This is a genomic window from Parviterribacter multiflagellatus, assembly GCF_056863265.1.
In genome coordinates this window covers 304,037-330,559 of sequence record NZ_JBXPIZ010000001.1, presented here as the reverse complement: position 1 = coordinate 330,559, position 26,523 = coordinate 304,037, and the positions used below count along the sequence as shown (strand labels likewise).

At 75.7% G+C, this 26,523-nt stretch carries 24 protein-coding genes; 8 read left to right on the top strand and 16 right to left on the bottom strand.

All coding sequences use genetic code 11. The features are described 5' to 3' along the window. Positions 1-6: 6 nt before the first annotated feature. Positions 7-2,340, top strand: a complete 2,334-nt coding sequence (locus AC1UE5_RS01490) for a putative bifunctional diguanylate cyclase/phosphodiesterase (RefSeq protein WP_482920287.1) — start codon at positions 7-9, stop codon at positions 2,338-2,340. Here AC1UE5_RS01490 and AC1UE5_RS01485 read toward each other — a convergent pair. From AC1UE5_RS01485 to AC1UE5_RS01460, 6 genes are read right to left on the bottom strand one after another with little or no spacing between them, the layout of a single operon-like run. Beyond that, the gene (locus AC1UE5_RS01485; RefSeq protein WP_482920286.1) at positions 2,288-4,510 is read right to left on the bottom strand and encodes a DEAD/DEAH box helicase; all 2,223 of its coding nucleotides are present in this window, start codon (positions 4,508-4,510) and stop codon (positions 2,288-2,290) included. The genes AC1UE5_RS01490 and AC1UE5_RS01485 overlap by 53 nt on opposite strands. Next, positions 4,474-5,406 carry a metal ABC transporter permease gene (locus AC1UE5_RS01480; protein WP_482920285.1) on the bottom strand — a complete coding sequence of 311 codons (933 nt, stop codon included), beginning with the start codon at positions 5,404-5,406 and terminating at the stop codon, positions 4,474-4,476. The genes AC1UE5_RS01485 and AC1UE5_RS01480 overlap by 37 nt, the downstream gene beginning before the upstream one ends. Beyond that, entirely contained in the window at positions 5,403-6,656 is a 1,254-nt protein-coding gene (locus AC1UE5_RS01475; RefSeq protein WP_482920284.1) for a metal ABC transporter permease, read from the bottom strand. The genes AC1UE5_RS01480 and AC1UE5_RS01475 overlap by 4 nt, the downstream gene beginning before the upstream one ends. Continuing rightward, on the bottom strand, positions 6,644-7,405 hold the full coding sequence (locus tag AC1UE5_RS01470; protein ID WP_482920283.1) for a metal ABC transporter ATP-binding protein: 762 nt from the start codon (positions 7,403-7,405) through the stop codon (positions 6,644-6,646). The genes AC1UE5_RS01475 and AC1UE5_RS01470 overlap by 13 nt, the downstream gene beginning before the upstream one ends. Continuing rightward, positions 7,402-8,349, bottom strand: a complete 948-nt coding sequence (locus AC1UE5_RS01465) for a metal ABC transporter solute-binding protein, Zn/Mn family (RefSeq protein ID WP_482920282.1) — start codon at positions 8,347-8,349, stop codon at positions 7,402-7,404. The genes AC1UE5_RS01470 and AC1UE5_RS01465 overlap by 4 nt, the downstream gene beginning before the upstream one ends. Beyond that, on the bottom strand, positions 8,346-9,038 hold the full coding sequence (locus AC1UE5_RS01460) for a metal-dependent transcriptional regulator (RefSeq protein ID WP_482920281.1): 693 nt from the start codon (positions 9,036-9,038) through the stop codon (positions 8,346-8,348). Before AC1UE5_RS01460 ends, AC1UE5_RS01465 begins: the two co-directional genes overlap by 4 nt. A gap of 76 nt (positions 9,039-9,114) precedes the next feature. On the opposite strand from AC1UE5_RS01460, the gene AC1UE5_RS01455 reads away from it, so the two are divergent. After that, on the top strand, positions 9,115-10,134 hold the full coding sequence (locus AC1UE5_RS01455) for an ATP-binding protein (protein WP_482920280.1): 1,020 nt from the start codon (positions 9,115-9,117) through the stop codon (positions 10,132-10,134). A 2-nt stretch (positions 10,135-10,136) separates the two neighbouring features. Continuing rightward, positions 10,137-11,201, top strand: a complete 1,065-nt coding sequence (locus AC1UE5_RS01450) for a hypothetical protein (RefSeq protein WP_482920279.1) — start codon at positions 10,137-10,139, stop codon at positions 11,199-11,201. Between the two features lie 61 nt (positions 11,202-11,262). On the opposite strand, the gene AC1UE5_RS01445 is transcribed toward AC1UE5_RS01450, so the two are convergent. Continuing rightward, positions 11,263-11,571, bottom strand: coding sequence for a hypothetical protein (locus tag AC1UE5_RS01445; RefSeq protein ID WP_482920278.1), 309 nt, complete (start codon positions 11,569-11,571; stop codon positions 11,263-11,265). A gap of 96 nt (positions 11,572-11,667) precedes the next feature. Here AC1UE5_RS01445 and AC1UE5_RS01440 point away from each other — a divergent pair, with 96 nt between their 5' ends. Then, positions 11,668-14,505 carry a helix-turn-helix transcriptional regulator gene (locus AC1UE5_RS01440; protein WP_482920277.1) on the top strand — a complete coding sequence of 946 codons (2,838 nt, stop codon included), beginning with the start codon at positions 11,668-11,670 and terminating at the stop codon, positions 14,503-14,505. On the opposite strand, the gene AC1UE5_RS01435 is transcribed toward AC1UE5_RS01440, so the two are convergent. The 3 genes from AC1UE5_RS01435 to AC1UE5_RS01425 form a co-directional block, all read right to left on the bottom strand. Next, the gene (locus tag AC1UE5_RS01435; RefSeq protein ID WP_482920276.1) at positions 14,502-15,677 is read right to left on the bottom strand and encodes a glycosyltransferase; all 1,176 of its coding nucleotides are present in this window, start codon (positions 15,675-15,677) and stop codon (positions 14,502-14,504) included. The two genes, AC1UE5_RS01440 and AC1UE5_RS01435, sit on opposite strands and share 4 nt — an antisense overlap. 91 nt (positions 15,678-15,768) lie before the next feature. Further along, positions 15,769-16,872, bottom strand: coding sequence for a glycosyltransferase family 4 protein (locus tag AC1UE5_RS01430; RefSeq protein ID WP_482920275.1), 1,104 nt, complete (start codon positions 16,870-16,872; stop codon positions 15,769-15,771). Then, positions 16,869-18,062, bottom strand: coding sequence for a glycosyltransferase family 4 protein (locus AC1UE5_RS01425; RefSeq protein WP_482920274.1), 1,194 nt, complete (start codon positions 18,060-18,062; stop codon positions 16,869-16,871). Before AC1UE5_RS01425 ends, AC1UE5_RS01430 begins: the two co-directional genes overlap by 4 nt. 56 nt (positions 18,063-18,118) lie before the next feature. Here AC1UE5_RS01425 and AC1UE5_RS01420 point away from each other — a divergent pair, with 56 nt between their 5' ends. From AC1UE5_RS01420 to AC1UE5_RS01410, 3 genes are read left to right on the top strand one after another with little or no spacing between them, the layout of a single operon-like run. Continuing rightward, on the top strand, positions 18,119-19,048 hold the full coding sequence (locus AC1UE5_RS01420; RefSeq protein ID WP_482920273.1) for a glycosyltransferase family 2 protein: 930 nt from the start codon (positions 18,119-18,121) through the stop codon (positions 19,046-19,048). A 38-nt stretch (positions 19,049-19,086) separates the two neighbouring features. Further along, the gene (locus tag AC1UE5_RS01415; RefSeq protein ID WP_482920272.1) at positions 19,087-19,323 is read left to right on the top strand and encodes an FmdB family zinc ribbon protein; all 237 of its coding nucleotides are present in this window, start codon (positions 19,087-19,089) and stop codon (positions 19,321-19,323) included. Next, on the top strand, positions 19,320-19,724 hold the full coding sequence (locus AC1UE5_RS01410) for a hypothetical protein (RefSeq protein ID WP_482920271.1): 405 nt from the start codon (positions 19,320-19,322) through the stop codon (positions 19,722-19,724). Before AC1UE5_RS01415 ends, AC1UE5_RS01410 begins: the two co-directional genes overlap by 4 nt. Here AC1UE5_RS01410 and AC1UE5_RS01405 read toward each other — a convergent pair. After that, positions 19,700-20,782, bottom strand: coding sequence for a glycosyltransferase family 4 protein (locus AC1UE5_RS01405; RefSeq protein ID WP_482920270.1), 1,083 nt, complete (start codon positions 20,780-20,782; stop codon positions 19,700-19,702). The two genes, AC1UE5_RS01410 and AC1UE5_RS01405, sit on opposite strands and share 25 nt — an antisense overlap. Before the next feature lie 204 nt (positions 20,783-20,986). On the opposite strand from AC1UE5_RS01405, the gene AC1UE5_RS01400 reads away from it, so the two are divergent. Then, positions 20,987-22,255, top strand: coding sequence for a glycosyltransferase (locus AC1UE5_RS01400; RefSeq protein WP_482920269.1), 1,269 nt, complete (start codon positions 20,987-20,989; stop codon positions 22,253-22,255). Here AC1UE5_RS01400 and AC1UE5_RS01395 read toward each other — a convergent pair. The 5 genes from AC1UE5_RS01395 to AC1UE5_RS01375 are packed head-to-tail and all read right to left on the bottom strand — an operon-like array spanning position 22,239 to position 26,475. Beyond that, a complete protein-coding gene (locus tag AC1UE5_RS01395; RefSeq protein WP_482920268.1) occupies positions 22,239-23,177 on the bottom strand; it encodes a class I SAM-dependent methyltransferase in 939 nt (312 codons plus the stop codon). The two genes, AC1UE5_RS01400 and AC1UE5_RS01395, sit on opposite strands and share 17 nt — an antisense overlap. Continuing rightward, entirely contained in the window at positions 23,174-24,091 is a 918-nt protein-coding gene (locus AC1UE5_RS01390; RefSeq protein ID WP_482920267.1) for an alpha/beta hydrolase, read from the bottom strand. Before AC1UE5_RS01390 ends, AC1UE5_RS01395 begins: the two co-directional genes overlap by 4 nt. 5 nt (positions 24,092-24,096) lie before the next feature. After that, the gene (locus AC1UE5_RS01385) at positions 24,097-25,476 is read right to left on the bottom strand and encodes a lipopolysaccharide biosynthesis protein (protein ID WP_482920682.1); all 1,380 of its coding nucleotides are present in this window, start codon (positions 25,474-25,476) and stop codon (positions 24,097-24,099) included. Between the two features lie 5 nt (positions 25,477-25,481). Then, entirely contained in the window at positions 25,482-26,270 is a 789-nt protein-coding gene (locus AC1UE5_RS01380; protein ID WP_482920266.1) for a hypothetical protein, read from the bottom strand. Beyond that, a complete protein-coding gene (locus AC1UE5_RS01375; RefSeq protein ID WP_482920265.1) occupies positions 26,245-26,475 on the bottom strand; it encodes a hypothetical protein in 231 nt (76 codons plus the stop codon). Before AC1UE5_RS01375 ends, AC1UE5_RS01380 begins: the two co-directional genes overlap by 26 nt. Between the last annotated feature and the right edge of the window lie 48 nt (positions 26,476-26,523).

Here is a 26,523-nt window from a genome sequence, read left to right as displayed (position 1 = left end):
CAGAGGATGCGCGGTGCCGTCATCGCCTCGGACGGACGCCCCGCGCTCGACCGTCCGACCGCCCGCTTCGCCCCCGCCCTGCTCACCGCCCTGGGCCTCGTCGCCCTGGCGGTCCTCGCGGTGCTCGCGGCGAACCCCGGCGGCGCGGGCGCGGACACGGCCGCCGAGCGCGTCGTGGCGAGCGTGGGGTTCGCGTTCGCGGCCGCCGTCGTGATCGCGCGCGCAGTGGCCGAGCCGATCGACCGCGCCCCGTGGGCGTTCCTCGCGCTGGCCTCCTCCTGCTACGCCGTCGCGTACGTCGCCCTCGCGAGCGGCGTGCCCGAGGGCCTCGTCGACGTGCTCTGGATCGCGTTCTTCCCCGCCACCTACGTCGCTGGGGCGCTGCTGATGCGCCGCTGGACGCACGACCTGCCGTCGCGCGCGTGGCTGGACGGCGTGATCGCCGGGTGCGGCGCCGCCGCCGTGGCGATCGTCCTGTTCCTCCCCGCGTTCCCGCGCGACGAGGGCGGCCCGGACATGCTGCTGGCGTACTTCTACCCGCTCGGCGACCTCGCGCTGCTGCTCACCGTCACGGTCGGGGCGTCGGTGGCGGCGTGGCGACCGGGGCGGGCGTACCTCGTCGGCGCGCTCGCGTACACGCTGCTGCTGGCGGGGGACGTCGTCTACCTCGACGACCTCGCCGACGGCGTCACGACCGCACCCGACGGGTCGGTCTCGACCGCGCTGTGGTTCGGGGCGATGGCGCTCATCGGCGTCGCCGTCTGGCAGCCGGTCCACGGCGTCCGCCCGTCGCCCGTCCGGGCACCGGAGTGGTCGTCGGTGCTCGTCCCGCTGGTGTTCACGACGCTGTCGATCTCGGTGCTGCTGGCGTTCGACGTCCGGGACCGCCCGGCCGCGATGACCCTGGCGGCGGTCTGCGTGCTCGCGTCCGCGGCGCGCATGGTCCTGACGTTCCGCGAGATGCAGGCGCTGGCGATCTCCAACCGGATCGCGCTGACCGACGACCTGACCGGCCTCCAGACCCGGCGCGGGCTGGAGGTGACCGTCGCCGAGCGGCTCGCTGCTCCCCGCCGCGACGCCGAGCCGATCGCGGTGGTCGTGCTCGACCTCGACGGGTTCGGCGCGATCACCGGCGCGCTGGGCACGGCGGCCGGCGACGAGGTGCTGCGCCAGGTCGCGGACCGCCTGCGCGCGCTCGCCCCGGCGTCGAGCGAGATCGTGACGGCGCGGCTCGGGGCCGACGAGTTCGCGCTCGCGCTCCCGACCATGGACTCGGCGACCGCGATCGCCGCGACCCGCACCGTGCTCGACCGGCTGTCCGAGCCGATGCACGTGGCCGACGTGGCCCTCCACCTCGGCGCGCACGCGGGCGTCGCGGGTGCGCCCGAGCACGACCGCGACGCGCAGGCGCTCATCCGCCACGCCGCGGCGGCGATGGAGCACGCGCGGCGGCGGGAGCGGCCGGCGGCGGTCTACGACCCGGCGTTCGACGCCGCCGCGCGCAACCGGCTCACGCTGCTGGGCGACCTGCGCCAGGCACTCTCCGCCGGGCAGATCGTCGCGCACTTCCAGCCGCAGGCCGAGCCGGCCACGGGCGAGGTCGCAGGCGTCGAGGCGCTCGTGCGGTGGGAGCACCCTGAGCGCGGGCTCGTCCCGCCCGGCGCGTTCCTCGAGGTCGCCGCGGGTGCGGGGCTCATGCGCGCGTTGACCGAGCGCGTCCTCGCCCTCGCCCTGGAGCGCGCTGCGGCCTGGCGCGCGGCGGGGCTGCACCTCGGCGTGTCGGTCAACGTCGCCGCGCCCGACCTGCTCGACCGCGACTTCCCCTCCCACGTCGCCGGCGCCCTGCGCGCGGCGGGCGTGCCGCCGACCGCGCTCACGCTGGAGATCACCGAGGACGTCGTGATGAGCGAGACCGACCAGGCGATCGAGGACCTCGACCGGCTCCGCGCGCTCGGCGTCCGGCTCTCGCTCGACGACTTCGGCACGGGCCACTCGTCGCTGGCCAAGCTCAAGCGGCTGCCGATCCAGGAGCTGAAGATCGACCGCTCGTTCGTCTGCGGCCTGCGCGACGACACCGCCGACCTGGCGATCGTCGAGTCCACGGTGCGGCTGGCGCGGAGCTTCGGGCTCAGCGTCGTCGCCGAGGGCATCGAGGATGACGAGGCGTGGACGGTCCTCGCCGAGCTGGGCTGCGACACGATCCAGGGCTACCGGCTCAGCCGCCCGCTGCCGCCGGACGCGATCGACGCGTGGCTGGCGGCGACGCCGGTCCCGGTGCCCGAGCCGCTCAGGCCACCGGCCGCAGGTGCCGGCGGGGCTCGCCAGCGCGGAGCGCCCTGACGACCTCCTCGATGAGGCTGTCGGCGTCCTCGCGGCGCCCGTCGGTCACCGCGCCGACCACGGCGCGCTTGGCCTGCAGCAGCTCCGCGATCGTCTCGTCGATCGTCTTCGCCGCCAGCAGGTACCAGGCGGTGACGGCGTCGCGCTGGCCGATCCGGTGGCAGCGGTCCTCGGCCTGGTCGTGCGCGGCGGGCGTCCACTCCAGCTCGAGGAACGCGACGTTCGACGCGTGGGTGAGCGTGAGGCCGTGCCCGGCCGCGAGCGTCGAGCAGACCAGCAGCTGCGGGCCGGTGCCCGACTGGAACAGCTCGACCGTCCGCTGGCGCTCCTCGTGGTCGTCGCGGCCGAGGATGTGGCCGGCGTCCGGGAAGCGGCGCAGCAGCTCGAGCTGGATCTCCTCGTGGTGCGCGAACACGATCAGCGGCTCCCCGGACTCGAGGAAGTCGTGGATCCACGTCACCGCGGCCGCGAGCTTGCCGCGCGCGGCGAGCCGCTTGAGCGTCCCGATCTGCGCGAGCCGCTTGGCCCGCAGCGTCGCGGCGACCTTCGCGTTCAGCTCGCTGAGGTCCATCGGCTGCTCGCGCAGCCACGCGATCACGTCGCGCTCGGCCAGCCGGTACTCGTCCTGGTTGTCGAGCGCCACCGGCACGACGACCTGGCGCTTGGCGGGCAGCTGCGGGAGCACGTCCGCCTTGAGCCGCCGCACGAAGCACGAGCGCCGCAGGTGCCAGTGCAGCCGCTCCTCGTCGCCCAGGCCGGTGAACCGCCGCTTGAGCCGGGCGCCGGAGCCGAACTCCTCGAGCCGCCCGAGGATGCGCAGCTGCGCGGTGACCTCCTCGGGCCGGTTCATGACCGGCGTGCCGGTGAGGGCGAGGCGGAGCGCGTCGGAGGGCAGCGTCTGCGCGAGGCGCCGCACCGCGTGCGTGCGCTTGGCGCGCGGGTTCTTGCAGTAGTGCGACTCGTCGACCACGAGCGCCTGCGGCCGGCGGCGCGACAGCGCCTCGCGGTGGGCCGCGACGATCTCGTAGTTGACGATCGTCAGGTCGACGTGCGGCGCCGCGCCGGCGCGGCCGCTGACCACCGCGCGCGTGCGGTGCGGGAGCCAGCGCTCGGCCTCGCGCTCCCACGTCAGCTTCAGCGACGCCGGGCAGACGACGACGGCGGGCCACGCGTCGTCGGCCTCCAGTGCCGCCAGCGCCTGGACGGTCTTGCCGAGCCCCTGCTCGTCGGCGATGAACGTGCGGCGCCGGTCGAGCGCGTAGCGGACGCCGGCCCACTGGAACGGCGACAGCTCCCCGCCCAGCCGCGCCGCGACGTCGTCGAGCGGCTCGGCCTCGCGCGCCTGGGAGCGGTCGATCGCGCCCTGCGCGTCGGCCAGCTCGTCGCGCAGCCGCTGGAGCGCGGGCTTGGCGCCGCCGCTGACCGCGATGTCGTGCGCGGCGATCCACGCGTCGATCGCCTCGACCGCCCACGGGTCGATCGGGACGGTGCGCGAGCGCGCCTCCGCGCCCGGCAGGCGCAGGAACGCCTCGGCGGCGTCGGGGTCCCACAGCGTCTCGCAGCCGAACCGCGGCTCGTCGACGCTGTGCGCCACGACCAGCTCGGCGCGCGGCGGGCGGATGCCGACCTGCAGCCGCGTCGCGCAGCCCAGCGCGGGCTTGTCGAGCCGGCCGCCGGGCTCCTCCAGCAGCGCGTCGGCGGCCTCCTGGCTGAAGGGCAGGACGTAGACGCGCGGCGGCGCGCCGGGCGGGAGCGGGACGCCCGCGGCGATCGCGGCGTCGGCGGCCTCGTCGACCACGCGCGCGTGCTCGGCCACGGCCGCCGGCAGCTCCCCCGCGATCGTGCTGACGAGGAACTCGCCGTCGCCCGCCCCGACCTTCCGCACGCCGACGCGGCCGATCCAGCCCGTCGGCTGCTCGGCCAGCCACGCCGCGACGTCCTCCGCCACCTCCAGCGACGGCCAGCGGCGGATGACGTCGGCGACGTAGATCGCGGTCACCTCGTGCTGCGGGACCGTCCACTCCTTGCGCTCCCAGTCGAACTTGCGCCCCGGGATCGCGCGCATGGCGTCGACGAGGTGGCGGTCGTACGGGAAGGCGAAGGCCACGACGGGCTCCCCCGCCGCGTCGCGCTTCAGCTCGACGTTGGCTGCTGGCGGGGCGAGCTCCACCCCTCAGACGGTAGTCCGGCCGCCCGACGTGCCCGGCGTCGCTGGAGCGCCCGCGCGGCCAACCCGTACTTCGGCGACGCGATGAGCGCCAGGACGAAGCAGATGGCGGCCGCGAGGCCCATGGAGCCGGCGATCGACGCGTCGACCGCGAACGCCACCTGGTGCCCGGCGATCGCGCAGATCCACCCGATGGCGACGGTGATCGCGACCATCGCGGACAGCCGGTCGGTGAGCAGGTACGCGGTGCTCGCGGGGACGATGATGAACGTCACGACGAGGATCGCCCCGACCGACTCGAACGCGCACACCGCGGTGATCGCGACCGCGACGAGGAGCAGGCGGCTGACCCGCTGCGGGTCGATCCCGATCGTCCGCGAGAACGACGGGTCGAAGCTCGTCGCCTTGAGCTCCTTCCAGAACGCGGTGATCAGGGCGAGGTTGACGAGCGTCACGGCGCCGAGGACGAGCAGCGCGCGCGGGATGTCCACGCCCAGGACCGACTCGGTGGTGAAGGGCGTGAAGGCGATCTCGCCGTAGATCGTCGAGTCGAGGTCGAGGTGGATGTCGTCGGCGAACTGCGTCACGCCGAGGACGCCGAGGCTGAACAGCGCCGGGAAGACGAGGCCGATCGCGGCGTCCGCCTTCACGAGCCCGGTCGCGCGGAGCGCGTCGATGGCCAGCACGCAGAGCACCGCGAAGACGGCCGCGCCGACGATGACGGGCAGCGGCGCGCGGGTCTGCGCGACGAGCCAGACCGCGACGATCCCGGGCAGCACCGCGTGGCTGACGGCGTCGCTCAGCAGCGCCACGCGGCGCAGGACGAGGAACGGGCCGAGCAGCCCGGCGGCGGTCGCGAGCAGCCCGCCGGTGAGGATGATGATCAGGTCGTCGCTCATGCGGCGGCCTCCTGCGTCGCCGCGCCGCCGTTGGCGAGCGCCCGCAGCCGCGCGGTGCGCTCGGGGCCGAGCGTCGCCGGAAGGTCGGTGGGGTCGGGTTCGCGCGCGTCGGGGAGCGCCAGCTCGTGGCCGTGCTCCAGCCAGGCGGACCACAGGTCGCGCAGGTCGAGCGCGCACGCGGCGGCCTGGTGCCCCGCGTCGGTGAGCCGCACGTGGTCGCCGTCCGTCGCCACCTCGCCGCGGCGCGCGAGCTCGCGGATGGCCCGCTCCAGCTCGCGCGACGCGCGACCGGTCTCCTGGGCCAGCGCCGTCACCGTCGGGGCCTCGGGCGAGCGGGCGAGGTCGAGCAGGACGGCCTCGCGCGTGCGCTTGCGCCGCGCCTCGCCCAGCTTCCGCGCGCGCCACAGGACGCCGCGGCCGGGGGCGAGCAGGACGCTCGCGATCACGACCGCGACGCCGACGAGCACCACCACCGGGCCGGTCGGGACCTCGGCGCTCGACGACAGCAGCCCGCCCGCGACGCCCACGCCCGCGCCGATCAGGCCGGCGAGCGGGAGCATGAGGCTCAGGCGGTCGGCGAACTGCCGCGCGGCGACGCCGGGGACGACGATCAGCGCCACCATCAGGATCGCGCCGACCGCGCGGATGCCGACGACGACCGCGACGACGAGCAGCGCGGTCATGAGGATCTCGAGCGCGCGGACGGGGAGCCCGGCGGCGCGCGCGTAGGACGGGTCGAAGAGCGTGGTCTTCAGCGCGCGGAACCCGAGCGCGACGACCGCCAGCGCGGCGCCGCCGAGCAGCGCCATGACGGTCAGGTCGCGCTCCAGCAGCGAGGCCGCCTGCCCGAAGAGGTACGTGTCGAGGCCGGCCTGGTTGGCGTCGTCGCCGTTGGCGATGTAGGTCAGCAGCACGATGCCGAGCGAGAAGAAGCAGCTCAGCACCACGCCGATCGCGGCGTCGGGCCGGATGCGGCTCGTGCGCTCGATCCCCACCATCAGCAGCGCGCCCACGAGGCCCGCGAGGCCCGCGCCGACCAGCAGCGTGCCCGCGTCCTTCGCGCCCGTGATGAGGAACGCGATCGCGACGCCGGGGAGCGCGGCGTGCGAGAGCGCATCACCGACGAGGCTGCGCTGCCGCAGCACGGCGAAGCAGCCGAGCACGCCGGCGGTCAGGCCGATGATCGCGCTGCCGAGGACGACGACCGCGTCGGTGTAGTCGAGCGGCAGGAGGTCGATCAGGCCGCCCACGGCTCGCCCTCCCCCGCGAGGTCCGCGTCCGCCGCCACGCCGCCGTATGCGCGCCGCAGCTGGTCGGGCGCGAGCGCCTCCTCGACCGGCCCGTTGGCGATCGTGCGGACGTTGAGCAGCAGCGCGTGGTCGAACTGGGCACGCACGGTCGCGACGTCGTGGTGGACGACGATGACGCTCGTGCCGCTGTCGTCGCGCAGCGTGTGGAGCAGCTCGAGGATGCTCGCCTCGGTGCGCGCGTCGACGCCGGCGAACGGCTCGTCCATGACGAGCACCGGCGTCTGCTGCGCGAGCGCGCGGGCGATGAAGACGCGCTGGCGCTGGCCGCCGCTCAGGCGCCCGATCTGGCGGGCGGCGAAGTCGGCCATGCCCACGCGGTCGAGGGCCTCGTCGACGATCTGCTGGTCGCGCTTCGGCACCCGGCGGAGCCAGCCCGCGGCGCGGTAGCGGCCCATCTCGACGACCTCGCGGACGGTGATCGGGAAGTCCCAGTCGACCTCGTCGCGCTGCGGGACGTAGGCGAGCCGATCGAGGGCGGCGCGCGCGGGCTGGCCCAGGACGAGCGAGCGCCCCGCGTCCGACGGCTGGAGCCCGAGCGCGACCTTGAGCAGCGTCGACTTGCCGGCGCCGTTGGGCCCGACGACCGCCGAGAGCTTCCCGGCGGGGAACGTCGCGTCGACGTCCCACAGGACCGGCCGCGCGCCGTACGACGCCGTCAGCCCGTGCACTTCCAGCGCTGGTGCGCTCATCGCGTGAGTCCCTCCGTGATCCGGTCGACGTTGGCCCGCACCATCCCCAGGTACGTGCCTTCCTCCGTGCCGGCGTCGCCGGCGGCGTCGGAGAACAGCTCGGTCCCGACACGGACGGTCTGCCCGCGCGCCTTCGCGGCGGCGGCGACCGCCTCGAGCGTCTGCCGGGGAACGCTCGACTCGACGAAGACGGTGCCGACGCCGCGGTCGGCGAGGAGCTTCGCGACGCGCTGGATGTCGTGCGTCGTAGCCTCGGCGGCGGTCGAGATGCCCTGGATGGCGGCGACCTCGAGGCCGTAGGTGCGGCCGAAGTAGGTGAACGCGTCGTGGCTCGTGACGAGCAGCCGCTTCCCCTTCGGGATGCGCGCGACCTGCTCGCGGGCGTAGGCGTCGAGCGCGTCGAGCTTGCGCTGGTAGGCCGCCGCGTTCTCGCGGTACGTGTCGGCGTGGCGCGGGTCGATCTGCACGAGCTCGTCGCGGATCGCGTCGGCCGCGTGCTTCCACAGCGTCACGTCGAACCAGACGTGCGGGTCGTGCTCGTTGGGCCCCGTCTTCAGGAGCCGGGACTCCGGCATCTCGTGGGTGACCGCGACGGTGGGCTGATGCTCGCCGAGGCGCTCCAGTAGCTCCCCCATCTTGCCTTCGAGGTGCAGGCCGCCGTAGAAGATGACGTCGGCGTTGCGGAGGGTGCGGACGTCGACGGCGGACGCGCGGTAGAGGTGCGGGTCGACGCCGGGGCCCATCAGGCCGGTGACCTCCACGCGGTCGCCGCCGATGTTGCGGGCCGTGTCGGCGATGAAGTTCGTCGTCGCGGTGACGCGGACCTGGCGGGTCGACACGTCGCCGCCGCGGGCCTCCTCGGTGACGCTGCAGCCGGTGGCCGCGATGCCTGCGGCGACGACGGCCAGCACCACGGCCAGGGTCTTCACCGCGCGCCGCGTCACGCGTCGAGCTCCACCCGCATCGCCTTGGTGAGCGCGCCGCCCAGCGCGTGCAGGTCGTCGCGGTCGCCGAAGCGCACGAACAGCGGCCCGCCGAACGGCTGGCGCTCGACGACCTCGAAGCGGTCGCCGGGGGCGATGCCGCGGTCGCCGAGGTAGCCGAGCATGTCCGGGTCGGCGTCGGACACGCGCACGAAGACACCGGTCGCGCCGGGCTCCTGCGTCGCGAGCGCGTCCGTGACCGGCTCGTCCAGGACGAGGTCGACGGACGGGATCGGGTCGCCGTGCGGGTCGACCCGCGGGTGCCCGAGCTTCGCCGCGATCAGCGCCTCCAGCTCCTCGGAGAGGACGTGCTCGAGCACCTCGGCCTCCTCGTGCACGCGCTCCCACGACATCCCCAGCTCCCGCGCGAGGAACGTCTCCAGCAGCCGGTGGTGCCGCAGCACCTCGAGCGCCACCCGCCGCCCGTCGGCCGTCAGCTCGACGCCCTTGTAGGGCACGTGATCGACGAGCCCGCGCTCGTGCAGCCGCTTCACCATCGCGGACACCGACCCCGGCGTCACGCTCAGCCGCTCCGCCAGCGCGTTCGTCGACACCGGCCCGCCCCCGCGCTGCTGCAGCGAGAAGATCGCCTTGGCGTAATCCTGGATCGCGTGGGTGACAGGACTGAGTTGTGGCTCGTCCAAAACCATGAGCCGACGGTACCACAACCACGCGGACTGCATTTTCGATCCACAGAGCAGAAAAGTTTCTGATACTTTCTGACACATGCGGTTCAGAAGTCGCCCGCTCGTCGTTCGCGGCCTGGACGCGGAGCTCTACCTCGAGCGTCCCCGCGTCGAGCGCGCCCTGCTGAACGCGATCGACGCTGGCCGCAACGTGCTGCTCCTCGGGAAGTCGGGAGCCGGGAAGACGACGTCCCTGCGCCGCCTCGACGGCGAGCTCGCGGATCGTGGCCGGTCCGTCGCCTGGGTCAACCCCTCGCTCGCATCCACCGCCGAGGAGCTCCTCCAGCTCGTCGCCGCCGCCGTCGCGCAGGCGCACGAGCGAGCGGGGCACCGCACACCGCCGCCCGAGGACGAGACGGCCGTCCGTGAGCCGACCGGCGCCATCCGCCTGCTGCAGGCGCTGCGCCAGATCCCGCCGACGCCGCCGGTCGTCATCCTCGTCGACGGACTTCTCGACCCCGACGTCGGCTACGACGTCTTCGGCCGCCTCCGCGACCAGCTGTGGATGCTGGAGCACCAGTGGATCCTCGCCTCGACCCTCGAACGCGCCAGTGCCGTGCGGACGCCGCCGGCGGACGCGTTCTGGAGCGCGACCGTCGAGATGCCCGACCTCGACGTCGAAGAGGTCCGCAGGCTGCTCGCGAGGGGCCTGGAGCATGACGAGCTGAAGCGGGTGCTGCGCAACGGGGCACCACCTCCGGGCACGCCGCGGCAGGTCATCCGGGCGGCCGAGGAGGTTCTCACACGGCAGGATCCATCGCCCGCCCCGTCCGGGCTGCGACGCACCTTCGCGGTCGGCGCGCGCGAGTTCGCGGCGAGCCGGCTGTCGCGACCGGCGTCGATGGCGCTGGCGGAGCTCGAGGCGCTCGGACGTCCGGCGAGCGCTGCGGATGCCGAGCTCCTCGCTCGGACGGGATGGACGCGCGCCTACCTGGGCCGAACGCTCGGCGCCTTGGAGGCCGAGGGGATCGTCCGCTCGTTCAACGCACCGGCGACGGGGCGAGGACGCCCCGCGAAGCTCTATGAGCCGAACCCCGACTTCGGCCAGCCGCAGGAGTGACGATGCTCGACGAGATCGCCCAGAAGCGCGTGTTCGCGTCCGTGTACCAGCACGACGAGCTGGCGCGGGTCTACGTCGAGTCCCATCAGCTGTCAGGGGCGCGCGGAGAGGCGCGGCCGGAGGCGCGGCTCGCGTCGGCGCTGCGCGCAGTCGAGCCGCAACGTGTCCACATCGTCGGCAACACGGGCGCAGGCAAGACGGGGATGATCTTCAAGGTCCTCGGGGACCACGCTCGCCTGCAGCTCGAGCGCCCGTACGAGGCGCTCGTCGTGAACGTCGGCGACCGCCCGTCGGACCTCGCCGACGCGGGGACGTTCCTGCGTACGCTCGTCCAGCAGATCGCGAGCCAGGAGCACCGCTTCGCCAGCGTCGACCGCGTGAAGCTCACCGAAGCGTCGGCCATCGGAAGCGTCGAGACCGGTCCGCAGGTCGAGCATCGCGCGGGGATCGGCGCGCCGGTCAGCTACCACGCCGCGTTGAAGGAGGCGTTCACCGCCGCCCAGTTCGGCGACAGCGCGCCGAAGGCGCGGCAGGACTTCGAGGACGTCCTGAACATCGTCTCCAGGGACTACCGGCCGTTGGTCGTCATCGACGACACCGAGCACTTCGTCGACGCCACCGACGGCCGCGTGCAGGAGGAGACCGTCGCCAGCCTCTACGCGAACGCGATCCGCCCGCTCGCCGAGATGCCGCAGCTGGATCTCATCGTTGCGATGCATCCGCACTACGAGCGCGTCAGCGACGTCGCCGCCGTCGCGGACCGGTTCGGCTTCGAGGCGATCGAGGTCCCCGCGCTTCCGGTCGACCAGCCGGCTGACGGCCTGACCGCGATCCTCCAGCGCCGGCTGGAGCGGCACGCGCTCGGCGTGAGGGTCGCGGACGTGGTCGAGGAAGCCGCGCTCGCCCAGCTCAACGGCCTGTACTTCACGAGCGGCCACGACCTCCGCGTCGTGCTCAACGCCGCGCACGACGCGGTGGTCGCTGCCCGGGACGCGCGCGTGCCTCGGGTCCGGCCCGAGCACCTGCAGCCGGTGCTGGATCGGCTCGCACGTCAGCGCGACGCCTAGCGGATGCGCGTGTCCGTGCGCGGCGGGAACGCGCGCCCGAGCAGCGCGCGGAGGCGCGCGATCACCAGCGAGCCCAAGGCGCCCGGGCGCCCGGGGTGTGGACGAGGACGGCGGTGGTGGGGTCGGCCGGGAGGTCGTCGCCCTCCAGCACCACGTCGAGGCCGAGGTAGCGCGTGAAGCCCATCACCGCGACGACGTCGTAGTCGCCGGCGGGGAAGACGATCGCGGCGGGCGCGTCGTCCTCGGTCAGGCCCCACGCCGCGACGGCGGCGGGCCAGACCCGCTCGCCAGGGACGACCACGTCACCGGCGCAGTGGGCGCGCAGTGGACGGATGTCGGCGGTGACGTCGGGGCTCGCGGTGAGAAGCATGGCCGGCAGGCTCTCGCGCGCGCGTTGCCGTCCCGTTGGCGTCGCGTTGGAACGCCCCCTTGCCGCGACGCGGGCGTCACGATTAGGGTCAGGACCGTGCCGCTGCTGGAACGCGAGGGCGAGCTGGAGCGCCTCGACCGGATCCTCGCCGACGCCCTCACCGGGCGCGGCTCCGTCCTGCTCCTCGAAGGGGAGGCGGGCGCGGGCAAGACGAGCCTGCTGAGCGAGCTGCGCGACCGCGCACGCGAGCGGGACTTCAAGCTCCTCGTCGCCCGCGGCGGCCAGCTCGAGCAGGGGTTCGCGTACGGGTGCGCGCGCCAGCTGCTGGAGGCCGAGGTCGCGCTGGCGACCCCGGAGCGGCGCGCGACGCTCACCCTCGGCGCCGCGCAGCACGCGATCGTCCCGCTCGGCGGCACGCCGGCCGGCGAGGGCTCCGCGGCGGATGAGGGCGACGCCGAGCTGCGCGCGCTCCACGGCCTGCACTGGCTCGTCGTCAACCTCGCCGACGAGGGCCCGCTGACGCTCGTGCTCGACGACGCGCACTGGGCCGACGAGGCCTCCCTGCGCTGGCTCGCCTACCTCGCCCGCCGCGCCGAGGAGCTGCCGCTCGTCCTCGCCGTCGCCGCCCGGCCCGAGGCTCCGCCAGGCGCCCGCTCGCTCCTCGACGAGCTGGCCGACGGCGCGCTCACCACCGTCCTGCGACCCCGGCCGCTGACCGCCGGCGCCATCGCCGTGCTGGCCGCCGACGAGCTGCGCGCGACTCCCGAGCCCGCGTTCGTCGATGCCGCGCTGCGCATCACCGGCGGCAACCCGTTCTTCGTCCGCGAGCTGCTGCGCGCCGCCCGCGACGAGGGCCTCAAGCCGCGCGGGAAGGTCGCCGCGCAGCTCGAGCAGCTCGGCCCCGACCGCGTCGCGCCCGCCGTCGCCCGCCGCGTCGAGGCGGCCGGCCCGGACGCCGCCGCCGTGGCCCGCGCGCTGGCGGTGCTCGACGCCTCCTCCCCCATGGCCCAGGTCGCGGCGGTCGCGGGCATCGACGCCGACGCGGCCCTCGCGGGCGCGGGCGCGCTCGCGCGGGCGGGCGTCCTGGAGAGCGCCGACGACCTCGACTTCGTCCACCCGATCGTCCGCGCGGCGGTCCTGGAGCGGCTCGACCTCGACGGCCGCGCCGCGCTCCACGTCCGCGCCGCCTCGGCTCTGGCGGCCGCCGGCGGCGACGTCGAGCGGGTCGCCGCGCACCTGCACCACGTCCCTCCCGGCACCCAGATGCCCGGCGGGTACAGCGCGTGGCGGCTGCTCCTCCGCGCAGCCAAGGAGGCCCAGGGCCGGGGCGCGAACGACACCGCCGCCGAGCACCTGCGCCGCGCGCTGCAGGAGCCGCTGGCTGAGGAGGACCGGATCGACGCGACGCTCAGCCTCGCCCGCACCGAGCTGCAACGCCGCAGCCGCGACGCGTTCACGCTGTACGAGGCGGCGCTCGACGCGATCGAGGACGTCCCCGAGCGTGCACAGGTCGCGCTCGAGCTCGTCCACGGCCTCAGCTTCGGCGGCGAGTTCCGCGAGGCGGTCGCGATGGCGTCGCGCGCGCTGGAGTGGGACGGGCTTCCGGAGGAGGCGCGCGTCGCGCTGGAGTGCGAGCTCGTCTCGTGCGGGCTGATGGAGCTGCCGCACAGCGAGGCGACGATCGCCCGCGTGTCGGCGCTGCTCGACCGCACCGACACCGGTCGCCCGCTCCACCCGATGGAGCGCTCGGTGCTCGGCCACGCGCTGGTCCTGTCCGGCCGCGCGGTCCCACTCGGGGTCGAGCTGTGCCTCGCCGCGATCCGCGACCCGCGCGTCGACCAGCACCACGGCGGCGTCGCGATGGCCGCGATCCACGGGCTGATCCGGGCGAGCGTGTGGGCGGAGCTGGAGGAGCTGCTCGGCGAGCGGCTGGAGCGCGGGCGCCGCGCCGGCTCGCGCCGCACGATCATGTCCGTCTGCAACCTGCGCTCGATGCTGCGGCTCGCCCGCGGCGACCTGCTCGGCGCCGAGAGCGACACGCGGACCGTGTTCGAGCTGACCCCGCCCGACGAGGTTGCGCAGGCGCGCGCGTGGCTGCTTGCGCCGGCCGTCGTCACGCTGTGCGCCCGCGGCGAGGTCGCCGACGCCCGCGCCCTGCTCGACCAGTGGGCGCCGCCCGAGCCGTGGCCGCGGCTCTACCAGTTCGCGCTGCTGCACCATGCGCGGGCGGAGCTGGCGCTGGCAGAGGAGCGACCGGCGGCCGCGCTGCGCGACGCGCTCGCCGCGGGCGAGGTGTTCGGCGACACGCCGCTCTCCCCCGAGGCGCTGCCGTGGCGCTCGACCGCCGCCGAGGCGCACCTCGCGCTGGGCGACCGCGCCGCCGCCCGCGCGCTCGCGACCGACGAGCTGGAGGCCGCGCGCGCGTGCGGCATCCCGCAGGCGCTGGGCCGGGCGCTCACGACGCTCGCCCGCGCGTCCGAGCCGGGCGAGGCGACCGAGCTCGAGCTGCTCCACCAGGCCGTCGCCGTGCTGGAGGGCGCGGATGCGGAGCTGACGCTGGCGCGCGCCCGGGTCGAGCTCGGCGCCGCGCTGCGCCGGGCCGGCAAGCGGGTCGCCGCGCGGGAGATGCTGCGCGAGGGCGTCGACGGAGCGGCGCGGTGCGGCGCGGTGCCGCTCGCCGCGCGGGGCCGCGAGGAGCTGCTGGCCGCGGGCGCGCGGCCGCGCCGCGAGCGCCTCGGCGGGGTCGAGGCGCTCACGGCGTCGGAGCGGCGGGTCGTGGAGCTGGCGGCCGGCGGCGCGACCAACCGCGACATCGCGCAGGCGCTGTTCCTCACCCAGAAGACGGTCGAGACGCACCTGTCGAGCGCGTACCGCAAGCTCGACATCTCGTCCCGCCGTCAGCTGGGCGAGGCGCTGGGCGTCGCGGCGGCTTAGTCGGCGGGCGCCGGCACGGGAGTCCCGCCGCGGCGGAAGCGACCGGTCTCCTCGCGCGCGGCCACCACCGGTTGCGTCTCCGGCGCGCTTCGTGCCGCAAGACGCGCGACTTCGCTGGTGAACCGCAGCTGGAACGCGGCGGTGGAGAACCGCTCGGCCTGCCGCCGCAGCGCCGCGGGCGCGAACGTGTCGAAGTCCGTGTACGCCAGCACCTCCGCGAGCGCGTCCACGTCCCGCACCGGGACGAGCACGCCGGTGCTCGGCGTGACGAACTCCAGCGCCCCGCCGGCGGCCGCCGCGACGACCGGGCGCCCGGACGCGAGCGCCTCGACGGCCGCGATGCCGAACTCCTCCACCGCCGGCATGAGGAACGCCCGGCAGCCGGCGTAGAGCCGCTCCAGCGCGCGGTCGCCGACGCGGCCGAGGAACTCCGCGTGGCCGCCGTGCCGCGCGCGCAGCCGGTCGAGCTCCGGCCCGGTCCCCACGACCTTCACGCGCGCGCCCACCCGCCGCGCCGCCTCCAGCGCGATGTCGGCGTTCTTGTGCGCGACCAGCTCCCCCACGAGCAGGAAGTAGTCCTCGGGAACGCCGATGGAGAACCGCTCGACCGCGACCGGCGGGTGGATCACCGTCGACTCGCGCCCGTAGAACTCGGCGATCCGCTCCTGCGTGATGCGCGAGTTGGCGACGTACGCGGTGACGCTCGCCGACGCCTCGAGGTCCCATTGGCGGATGCGCTCCAGCACGCGCCGGCCGGTCGGGCGAAGCGCGCGCGGGAACTCCGCCTCGGCCCGCCCGCGCTCGTGCCAGACGTAGCGGAACGGCGAGTGGCAGTAGCACACGTGGATGGCGTCAGCGGGTGGCCGGACGCCGTGGGCGAAGGCGCTGGAGCTGGAGACGACGACCTTCGCGGGGCCGAGGTCGAGCCGCTGGATCGCGTGCGGGTAGAGCGGCAGCAGGCGGCGGAACCCGTCCTGGCGGACGTTGAGCCGCTGGAGGCTCGACGTCGACACGGCCCGGCGCGCGAAGCGGTGCTGCGTCGCGTCGGCGTCGTAGAGGAGCGTGTGGACCGGCGCGGTCGGCCAGCAGCGCGCCATCGCGTCGAACGTCCGCTCCGCTCCGCGCAGTACGAGCAGGTAGTCGTGGACGAGCGCGACCGCGTCGTCCGGCACCGGATCGAACACACTTCCCCCTGGCCCTGGCGGCGCGCCCCGTGCGGCCCCCGTCGAAAGCGCGAACGCCGTACGAGTTCGTTTCTTGCGCCTACTTCCGGAGTGCTGCGCGCAGGAGGTCGTCGAGGCCCTTCGCGGCGACCGCCGGCGTGTAGTGGCGCACGACGCCCTCGCTCCCCGCGCGGGCGTAGGCGGCGCGCTGCGCGGGGTCGGCGTGGAGCTGGCGGAGCACCTCGGCGAGCGCCTGCGGGTCGCCCTCGGGGAACGTGCGCCCGCCGCGCGTCGTGCCCACGACCCATGGGATCTCGCCGCTGTCCGAGCCGACGACGGGCGTCCCGCACAGGAGCGCCTCGGGCAGCACGCGCCCGAACTGCTCGGCCCACGTCGGCGTGGTGCGGCTCGGCAGGACGAGCACGTCCATGTCGCGGTAGGCGGCGCGCATCGCCTCCCCGCGCAGCCCGGTGCGGACCTCCGCGCCGGCCCGCTCGACCTCGCCGCGCAGCGGGCCGTCGCCGGCGACGAGGAGCCGGTGGTCGAGGTCGTCGTCCTCGCGCAAGCGGCGCGAGGCCTCCAGCAGGTCGTGGATGCCCTTCTCGGGGACGAGCCGGCCGGCGTAGCCGACGGTGAACGGGCGGCCGTTCGCGCGGTGGTCGCGAGGTGCCTCGGCGCGCCACTCGGGGAGCGTGTGCGGCACGACGCCGATCGGCGCCCGCGCGCCCCAGCGGCGCAGCATCTCGGCGGCCTTGGGGGAGCGGGCGGCGAAGAAGTCCGCGCGCGGCATCGCCCACGCGCGGATGGCCTTCGCGGGGAGCGGGAACGGGCGGTCCAGGTTCTCGTCGCCCTGGACGCCCCACGGGATGCCGAGCCGCTCGGCGGCGAGACCCCATTGGAGCGCGGGGACGGAGAACGGCTCCTGCTCGAGGAACAGGACGTCGGGCCGCCACCGCTTCAGCCGCGCGACGGGGTTCGTGACGTAGAAGTGGCGCTGGATCGCGCCCGGCCGCGCGACGCGCGCGCGGACGAACGTGCCCCGCAGCCCCTCCACCGGCCGCGGCACGAAGCCCTGGGGCTGGTAGTCGTCGCGCCACCGGTTGGGCACGACGAGCGTGAGGTCCCACCCGCGCTCGGCGAGCCGCAGGTACACGAGCTGGTTGTGCGGCACGACGTTCGGGTGGCTGACGACGACGGCCCTCACGCCAGCACCTCGCGGTACAGGCCCAGCATCCGGTCGACGATCGCCTCGGGCGCGAACTCGTCCGCCTTCGCCCGCCCGCGCCGCGCGAGCCCCTCGCGCAGCGCCCGGTCGTCCGCCAGCGCGCGCAGCCGCGCGGCGAGCGCGTCCGCGTCGCCCCGCGGGTACAGGAGCGCGTGCACCCCGTCCTCGACGTGCTCCGCCGCGCCGCCGCCCGCGGTCGCCACGACCGGCAGCCCGGCTGCCAGCCCTTCGAGCACGACCTGCCCGAGCGGCTCGTCGAGCGTCGACGCGTGCACGAGCACGTCGAGCCGCGCGAGCTCGCCCGGCACGTCCTCGCGGAACCCCCGGAACTCGGTGCGCGCCGCGATCCCGAGCCGCTCGGCCTGCTCGTGCAGCGCCCGCTCGTACGCCTCCTCCTGCGCCCCGAACATCGGCGCGCCGACGACGGTCGCGGTGACCTCCGGCCGGTCGCCGAACGCCCGCGCGAACCCGTCGAGGAACACGTGCTGGCCCTTCCACGGCGTGATCCGCCCGACGATCCCCACGCGCCGGACCCCGGCGCGCTCGCGGTCGCGGTTGCCGCCGTCGCCGACGCCGCGCAGCCCGTCGCCGTCGCCGGCGGGCGCCGCCGGGGGGATCGGGAAGGGGATCACGCGGCCGCGCCGGGCACCGCGCTCCCCCGCCGTCGCCAGGGTCGCCGCCGACGGCGCGACGACCGCGCGCGGCGTCGTCCCGATCAGCGCCCGCATCGGGCCGACGGCGTGGCGCGGAAGGTAGTCGGAGGCGAGCCGATCGTGCAGGTGCCAGACGCTCGGGACCCGAGCGCGCCGCGCCGCGAGCGTGCCGTACACGCCGGCCTTCAGCGAGTTCGTGTGCACGATGTCGGGACGAAGTCGTCGCAGCCGCTCCGCGATCCGCGCCACGTACTTCGCCACGTCGACCGCCGCGCGCGCCTGGGCGGCGCCGGGCCGCACCTCGCCGCGGCGCAGGTCGCGGGCGTGGGGCGCGAGCGGGAGCACCTCGACCCGCGCGCCGGTCTCGCGCAGCGCCCCGGCCAGCGGCCCGTCCTCCGCGAGCAGCACGGTCGCCTCGATCCCGTGCGCGACCTGCAGGAAGCGCAGGAGCCCGATCTCCGCGCCGGACAGCCGGGCGACGTGATCGACGTACGCGACGCGCAGGGTTCGTGCCATGTCGGAGGCTCCGAACGGCGCAGCCCCGCTTTTCTTGCGGCATCGTGCGCGGTCGCGTGTTCGCCGCGACCGTCGTCATCGTCACCAAGGACCGCCGCGACCGGCTCCGCGAGGCCGTCGCGTCGGCGCTGGCGCAGGAGGGCGACGTGGAGGTCCTCGTGGTCGACGACGGGTCGAGCGACGGGACCGCGGACATGGTGCGCGAGGAGTTCCCGGACGCGCGGGTCGAGCGCTTCCCGGTGTCCGCCGGACTCGTGGCCCGGCGCAACGACGCCGCGGCGCTGAGCCGCGGTCGTGTGCTGGTGTCGATCGACGACGACGCGACGTTCTCGTCCCCGCGTGTCGTCGCGGACACGCTGCGGGACTTCGCGGGTGAGCCGCGGGTGGCGGTCGTCGCGATCCCGTACGTCGACGTGACCTACTCGGACGCGGTGCTGCAGCGCGCGCCGGACGACCACGGGGTGTGGGTCGCGCCGGTCTTCCGCGGGACGGCCTACGCCGTGCGGCGCGACGTGTTCCTCGCGTGCGGCGGGTTCCGCGCGGCGGTGGTGCACCAGGGCGAGGAGCACGACCTCGCGCTGCGGCTGCTCGACGCGGGCCGGCTGATCCGCCTCGGCCGCGCGGACCCGATCCTCCACCGCGAGGAGCCGCGCCGCGACTTCACCCGCATGGACGTCTACGGCCGGCGCAACGAGGTCCTCCTCGCGGCGACGCTCCTGCCCCTCCCCTACGCGCCGGCCGCGGCCGCGATCTACGCCCTGCGCGGGCTCGTGCACGGCGTGCGCGTGGGGCGCCCCGCGAACATGCTCCGCGGGATCCGCGCCGGTGTGCGCGACGCCTGGCGCCTGCGCCGCGAGCGCGCGCCGATCTCCTGGGCCGCCGTCCGCGCCGACCGCGCGCTGCGGCGCGCCGGGACGCTGCCGGTCGAGCAGGTCGCGCCGCGGCTTCCGCTCCCGCCCGCCGGCGCGGCCCCGGGGACCGGATAGGGTGGGGCGGGACCGGATCTTCGTCCGAAAGGGTCGTCGTGACCCACCACCTCCGCTGCACCCCCTGCCGCCTGCGCTTCGACCGGCGGCGGATCCCCGACCTCGACGCGTGTCCCGCCTGCGGCGGCGCGCTCCAGCCGCTTCCCCTCGCCGACGCGCCCGGCCTCCCGCTGTTCCGCGGGATCCCCGCTGCCGACCCCGGCGAGACCGCGGAGCCCGCGTGGACGACCGCGCTCGCGGCGGCGATCCAGCGCCTGCCCCCGGCGGCGCGATGAGCGACGATCACCTGCGGCTGCTTCGCCGCGTCGCGAAGAGCTGGCGGTCGCGGACGCACGCGCACCGGGCGGCGAACCACGCCGCCGGCTCCATGGGCGCCGTGCGGCAGGCGGACGCCGAGCGGTCGTCCGCCTTGGCCGAGGCGCGGCTGATGACGGCGGAGCGCAAGCGGCAGTCCGACCGTTCGGCACGCGCCGCGGCGGCCGCCGAGGCCGACCTGGCCGAGCTGGAGGCCGAGGCCAAGCACGCCGCGAACCGCGTCGCGCTGCAGAAGCGGCGCTCGTACCTCGGCAAGGGCGACCCGCGAAAGCTCGCGGAGCTCGAGCGCGTCGCGGCGGGCGCGGCGGGGCGGCTGCGCGAGGCGCGCCGGCGCCGTCAGCAGCGCACGAGCTCGTCGTAGAGCCGCTCGTAGCGGTCGACGACGCGGTCCCAGTCGTAGCGCTCGCTCGACGCGCGCGCGGCCTCGCGCATCGCGGCAAGCGTGTGCGGCTCTGCGCGAAGTCTGCGCAGTCGCTGCGCGATCGCGTGCGGATCCGCGGCGGTGAACCAGCCGTTGGTGCCGTGCTCGACCAGCTCCTCGGTGCCGTTGATGCGCGGCACGACGAGTGCGAGCCCCGCCGCGGCGGCCTCGAGCGTGACGAGGGGGAACGCCTCGTAGCCCGACGGGAGGAGCAGGACGTCGGCGGCCGCGTAGAAGCGGTGGGGCGCGCGCTGGCGGCCGACGAACGTCACGCGCGGCGCGCCGGCGTAGGGCGTCCGGTCCCCAGGGCCCACGACGACGAGCCGCCACCCGGGTGCGCGCTCGATCGCCTCGACGGCGTGCCGCAGCCCCTTGCGCTGCCAGTCGCCGCCGACGAAGAGCGCGACGTGCTCGTCGAGCGCGATGCCGAGCTCGGAGCGCGTCGCCGCGCGCACGGCGGGGTCGGGCGCGAACGCCGCGCGGTCGACGCCGTTGGGGATCACGCGGACGCGGTCGGCGACGCCCGGGTGGTGCCCGCGCACGTCGCGCGCGACGCCCTCCGACACGCACGCCAGCGCCCGCACGCCCGCCGGCCGGTACGCCGCGCGCTCGGCCGCGAGCCCCATCGCGGACACGATCCACGAGTTGAGCCGGTACAGCGCGGTCGCACGGCGGCTGCGCGAGGCGCCGACCTCCGCCCGGTACGCCGCCTCGCAGAAGTGCACGTTGACGACGTCGACCGCACCCCCGACCGTCGGGTTGTTCGCCTGCACGATCCCGTTGCGATGTCTGCGCAGAGCACGCGTCGCGCTGAACCACAGGAGCGGAAACGCCACGCTTTCGGGCCGCGCGGGGCCGCGCAGCCGCACGTGGCGCGCCCCATCGAGCTCGCAGGTCCGCGCGATCACGGTCAGCTCCCACCCGCGGTCGAGCAGGCGCCGCCCGAGCTCGAACGCGACCCGCTCCATCCCGCCGATCGGCGCGACGTCGGAGGCCACGAGCGTGAGCGCTCGCCGGGGCCTGGCGCCGCGTGCCGCCGCCACGCCGCCCGGTGCCGCCACCGCATCGCCCGCCGCCGCGCCGGCCGAGGCCACGTCATCGCGCCGCCCCTCACCCCGATCCCTCTCGCGCGCCGCCGTCGCCATCCCCCTCCCTAACGCAGGTGGCGCGCCGGGCTTGCGGCGGACGTACGATCCGGCGGCATGCGGGTCACGGTGGTCACGGCTGGCACGCGGGGCGACGTCCAGCCGTTCGTCGCGCTCGGGACCGGGCTGGCCGCGCGCGGCCACGAGGTCACGGTCGCGACGCACGCGCGGTTCGCGCCCGAGGTCGGGCTGTACGGGCTCCGGCACCACGCGCTCCCCGGCGACCCCGACGGGCTGTTCGACCACCCCGAGTTGCTCCGCCTCAGGCTCTCGCCGCGCCGTCCACGCGCCCACGCCCGCGCGCTGCACGCGGCGATGGCCGGCCTGCTGAGCGAGATCTCGCTCGACGACGTGCGGGCCGCGTGCGCGGGCGCCGACGCGGTCCTCTTCACGATGACCGCGCCGTTCGCGCGCGACGTCGCCGACGAGCTCGGCCTCCCTTCGCTGTGCGTCACCTACGGGCCGCTGCGCCGCACGCGCGCCCACGCGCAGCCGGTGCTGTTCGGCGGCGCGCGGCTCGGCGCGCCGCTCAACCTCGCGACGTACCCGATCGCCGAGCGCCTCCTCAGGCAGCCCTTCACCGAGCCGCTCCGGCCGACCGCGCGCCGCGCGGCAGCCGCCGCTGCGCAGCGTCGCAGCACCTCCTCCGCAGCACCGGAGGGTTGGCCTCCGTTTCCGATCGTCCACGGGTACAGCGAGGCGATCTCGCCGCGCCCGCCCGACTGGCCCGCGCACCTGCACGTGGTCGGCACGTGGTCGCTTCCGCCGGCCCCCGGCGCGCGCCTCCCGCACGACGTCGACGCGTTCCTCGCGGCCGGCCCTCCGCCCGTCTACGTCGGGTTCGGCTCGATGCGCGTGGCGGATCCCGCGGGCCTCTCGCGCACGGTCGTCGACGCGGTGCGCGCGGCGGGCGAGCGGGCGATCCTCGGCCCGGGCTGGGCCGGCCTCGGGCGCGACGAGACCGGCGACGACGTCCTCGCCGCCGACCTCCCGCACGACCTGCTGTTCCCCCACGTCAAGGCCGTCGTCCACCACGGCGGCGCAGGCACGACCGCGACCGGCCTCGCCGCCGGCCGCCCCACGCTCATCGTCCCGTTCGTCTTCGACCAGCTCTTCTGGGGGCACCGCGTCGCCGCGATCGGCGCCGGGCCGAAGCCGATCCCCCGCCACGCGCTAGACGTGCCGAAGCTGCGGGACGCCCTCCGCTTCCTCGCGGCGCCGCAGACGGTCGCCGCGGCGGCCGCGGTCGGTGAGCGGATGCGCGTGGAGGACGGCGTCGCGCGCGGCGCGGGGCTGGTCGAGGGGCTGCTCAGCGGCGCGCGGTGACGAAGAGCGCGTTGCCGCGGTCGGCGCGCGTGGCGGCGGGGTAGATCGGGATCGCGAGCGCCTCGAACGCCGCGCGCAGCAGCCGCCCCTTGCGCCCGTGGCCGAGCACGCCGGGCGAGATCGAGGTCCAGCGGTAGTACCAGAAGGGCGTCGCGTAGGTGCGGACGCGGACGTCGCCGAAGCCCGCGTTCTCCAGCAGGCGCGTGATCGTCGCGGGCGCGAAGTCGTAGAGGTGGACGGGCAGCTCGGGGTACTCCCACCGGCCGGTCGTCCGCGCGAGGAGGCGGTAGGTCGCCCTCGGGTACCAGCCCTCGACATTCGGCATCGCGGCGGCGAGAACACCGCCCGGGGCGAGGAGCGAGCGGGCCAGCGCGAGCTCCTCGCGCGGGTCGCGCAGGTGCTCGAGGACGTCCCAGAACGTGACGAGGTCGAACCCGCCGGCGTCGAGCTGCGGCGCAACGTCCGCCAGCGTCCCCGTGCGGACGTCGAGGCCGCGGGTGCGCGCGGCCTCCGCCGTGGCCGCGCCCAGCTCGACGCCCGTCACCTGCCACCCCTCGCGCGCCGCCTCCTCCAGCCACGCGCCCGAGGACGCGCCGACGTCCAGCGCACGCGGCGCGGATGTGGAGGCCTCCCCTCCGGTTGCGACGGCGAACTGCGCAGCCTTCGCGGAGGCCGGCACGACGCCCGCCGCGCGCAGCAGACCGTGGTTCGCGCGGGCGCGCTGCTCCACCAGCCCGCGCAGCTCGTGCTCGATCTCGCGTGTCCACTCGGCGTCGTGGTAGTAGGTCGCGGCGAGCGCCTCGTCCGACGGCTGCGGGTGCTGGAAGACCAGCCGGCACGACGGGCAGCGGACCATCGTCCATCCGTCGCGCGCGTAGAAGGGCCGGAAGGGCGGCTCGGTGCCGCACAGGATGCAGGTCACGCGCCCGCCTCCACCAGGTTGCGCTGCAGGAAGGCCCCGACCGCGGGCAGCACGTCGGGGTACGAGGTCCAGTCGTGGCGGCCCTCGTACCAGTAGGTCTCCTTGGGCTCGCGCGCGGCGCGCTGCAGCCGCTCGGCGTCGGCGACCGGGACGTACTGGTCGGCCCTGCCGTTGACGATCATCACCGGCCGCGGGGCGATCCGCGCGATCCACCGCGCCGGCTCGTACGGCGCGAACTCCGCGACGGCCTCGTCGAGCGCGTCGTCGTCGTCCTCGACGCCGGGCAGGAACAGGTCCTGCGCCTGGAAGATCTCCCGCCACCCGGCGCCCGCGACGAGGAGGACCGCCGCACGCACGCGGTCGTCGCGCCCCGCCAGCACGGCCCCCGCCAGCGCGCCGAGCGAGCCGCCGAGGAACCCGATCCGCTCCGGGTCGCACTCGGGGCGGGTGGTGAGGAAGTCCACCGAACGGCGCAGGTCGAGCACCGTTTCGCGCAGCAACTGCGCAAGCCGAGGCGCGGAACGCACGATCGCGTCGATCTGCTCCGGCGACCCGCGCTCGCCGTGGCTGCGCGCGTCGATCGCCAGCACCGGGATGCCGAGCTGCGCGGCGCCCTCCGCGACCTGGTCGAAGTTCTCCTTGCGCCCGCGCAGGCCGCCAACGGCGAGCAGGCACGGCGCGCCGCGGACGCGCCGGCCGGCCGGCCGCGCGAACAGGCCCGGGATGCGCTCGCCGTCGAACGCCGCGAACGAGACGCGCTCGACCGCGAGGTCCCCGGCGCGCACCGGCGGCTCGGCCGCCGTCCGCAGCGGCGCGTCGCCGTCGTACGTCAGCGCGTCGCGCTTCGGCGGCGAGGTGGAGCCCTCGCCTCCACATCCCACAAGCGCCAGCGCCGCCGCCGCGCAGAGCGCCACCAGCCTCACCGCTCCCCCACCGGAGAGAGGGCGGTGGGGGCCGCGGGCGCGCCGTCGGGCGGGAGAGGCGCTGGCGCAGACGGCGCGGCGGGCGACGAGGACGTGCGCGCGGAGGGTGAGGCGGGCGAGGCGGGGGTGCGGGCGGCGCGGCGGATCGCGAGGATGCACCCGCTCAGCGAGACGACCTCCGCGACCACGAGCGACCACGCCATCCCCTCCGGCCCGAGCAGCGGCGCGAGCGTGAGGCCGAGGACGAGGTTCACCAGCGCCGCGCACACCACGACGCGCACGACGGCCGCATCCATCCGCAGCGACACCATCCAGCCGCCGCCGAGCACGCCCGCGACCGTCGCGAGCGGGAGCACCCCGAGCGCCAGGATGCGCAGGACCGGGACCGCCTCGTCGTAGCCGGGGCCGAAGACGAGCTCCACGAGCCACGGCGCGGCAAGCGCGAGCACCGCGCCGCACGCCAGCGCACCGCCGCCGAGCACGAATAGCGATATCCGGAGAAGCGCACGAGCTCGCGCACGTTCCCCCGTCGCCTGGAGGTGCGCGAGCCGCGGGAACACCGCCGTCGTCCCCGCGCCGACCAGCGCCTGCACCGCGCGCAGCACCTTCTCCGCCGCCCCGAAGTGGGCGACCTGCGCGGCCGGCGCGACGAGGCCGAGCACGACGACGTTCGCGCTCGTGTAGAGCGCCAGCGCGCCGCTGCCGAGGAAGAGCACGCTCGCCTCCCGCAGCGCGCGGACCGCGCCCGCGACGTCGGGGCGGGTCGGCCGGACGGCGCGGAGCAGCAGCGCGTTCACGACGATCGCCGCCACCACCGCGCCGCCGGCGTACAGCGCGAGCACGATCCACGCGTCGCCCGGCCCGGTGACGAGGACGAACGTCAGCGCCGCGGCCGCCGCGCGCACCGCGAGCTGGAGGAACGAGACGAGCCGCGGGCGCTCGATCCCGATGAAGAACCAGCCCGGCGTGAGCCCCTGCGCGACCGCCGCGAGCAGCGCCAGCGCGAGGAGGTCGGGGTGGTCGCGGAGCTTGGGGACGAGCGCGAGCGCCGCGAGGGCGACGACCGCGGCGACCGCGCACATCGCGAGCTTCGCGCCGACGACGTCGCCGACCACGCGCCGCAGCGCCGCGGGGTCGTCGCGGGCCGCGGCCACCGCACGCGTCGCGGACGCCGCGAAGCCGAAGTCGACCAGCAGCCCGAGCAGGAACCCGAACGCCTGCGCGAACACGACGAGGCCGAAGGCGGTCTCCCCGAGCTGCCGCGCGAGGTACGGGAGCGTGACGAGCGGGACGAGGAACGTCGCCGCCTGGACCCACGCGAGCGCCGCGGCGTTCTGCGAGATCGGGTGCCGCAGCGCCGCCGCCGCGCGCCGCATCGCGGTCACGCCGGCTCCCCCACGGGCGCCGCGCCGACCAGCACCGCGAGCGCGTCGGCCGCCTTCAGCGGGTGCACGACCAGCGCGCCGGCGTCGCGCAGGGCGACCGCCTCGGCCGTCGTGTACGGCGCCGACCAGCGGACGTGCGCGTACAGATCGGGGTCGTGCGCGTCGACGTCGACGCAGCGGAAGCCGAGGTGATGCAGGAGCGTCGGGACGTACAGCTCGTTGTAGATCCCCTCGTGGTGGGCGACGGCGCAGAACGCCTCCAGCGCGCGGCGCGAGATCACGAAGCCGGTGCCGAGCATCCCCCAGATCCGTGTTCGATCCTCGCGCACGGAGACGCTGCGCAGGAACTGCGCAAGCGCGGGGTCGTCGCGGAAGCGGACGCGGTGCCACCAGTTCGTCCCCGTCCGGTCGGCGCAGGTCTTGCCGAGCAGGTCCGCGCCGGTCGCGTCCATCGCCGCGCCCAGCCGGTCGTCGAGCCCGCGTCGCAGCGGCACGTGGTCGAACTCGAGGAAGAGCACGCGGTCGACGTCGCCGTGGGGACGCACGAGCTCCTCCCACACGAGCGCGAAGACCTCGTTGTAGGACTGCCCGGTCGCCGCCGGGCCGCGCAGGCCGGGATCCGTGGTGAACACCTTCTCCTCCAACGCCAGCGCGTCGAAGTCCTCGCGCTTTCCGCCGTGGACGACGCCCAGCCGGCATGCGGGCAGCATCGCGCGGAGGTGGTCGAGCGACGCCTCCACGCCCGCGGGCGGGAGATGGCTAAGCAGGACGGTGAGGAGCGTCACGCCGGCAGTCGCCGAGATCCACGTGGCGGAAGCTCAGCCGCGAGGTGGTTGCGAAATCGACACGGACGAGCGCCTCGTCGGCGCCCAGCAGCTTCACCTGGCCGCGGGAGACGACGGGAACGCCGCGGAAGAGCGCGCCCCCGCACGCCTCGCAGCGCACGACGGGCCCGCGACGTGTGACGACTTCGCGCAGCCACTGGCTCATCCCTGTCGCCATGTGCGCGAATCTACCTGCGTGTCCCCGCCGCCGAGC

Coding starts and splice junctions, on each gene's coding strand:
- AC1UE5_RS01460 (WP_482920281.1), bottom strand. CDS start 9,038: ATGGTTTTGGACGAGCCACAACTCAGTCCTGTCACCCACGCGATCCAG.
- AC1UE5_RS01480 (WP_482920285.1), bottom strand. CDS start 5,406: ATGAGCGACGACCTGATCATCATCCTCACCGGCGGGCTGCTCGCGACC.
- AC1UE5_RS01385 (WP_482920682.1), bottom strand. CDS start 25,476: ATGCGGCGCGCGGCGGCGGCGCTGCGGCACCCGATCTCGCAGAACGCC.
- AC1UE5_RS01470 (WP_482920283.1), bottom strand. CDS start 7,405: ATGAGCGCACCAGCGCTGGAAGTGCACGGGCTGACGGCGTCGTACGGC.
- AC1UE5_RS01410 (WP_482920271.1), top strand. CDS start 19,320: ATGAGCGACGATCACCTGCGGCTGCTTCGCCGCGTCGCGAAGAGCTGG.
- AC1UE5_RS01450 (WP_482920279.1), top strand. CDS start 10,137: ATGCTCGACGAGATCGCCCAGAAGCGCGTGTTCGCGTCCGTGTACCAG.
- AC1UE5_RS01455 (WP_482920280.1), top strand. CDS start 9,115: ATGCGGTTCAGAAGTCGCCCGCTCGTCGTTCGCGGCCTGGACGCGGAG.
- AC1UE5_RS01400 (WP_482920269.1), top strand. CDS start 20,987: ATGCGGGTCACGGTGGTCACGGCTGGCACGCGGGGCGACGTCCAGCCG.
- AC1UE5_RS01425 (WP_482920274.1), bottom strand. CDS start 18,062: ATGGCACGAACCCTGCGCGTCGCGTACGTCGATCACGTCGCCCGGCTG.
- AC1UE5_RS01375 (WP_482920265.1), bottom strand. CDS start 26,475: ATGAGCCAGTGGCTGCGCGAAGTCGTCACACGTCGCGGGCCCGTCGTG.
- AC1UE5_RS01490 (WP_482920287.1), top strand. CDS start 7: ATGCGCGGTGCCGTCATCGCCTCGGACGGACGCCCCGCGCTCGACCGT.
- AC1UE5_RS01445 (WP_482920278.1), bottom strand. CDS start 11,571: ATGCTTCTCACCGCGAGCCCCGACGTCACCGCCGACATCCGTCCACTG.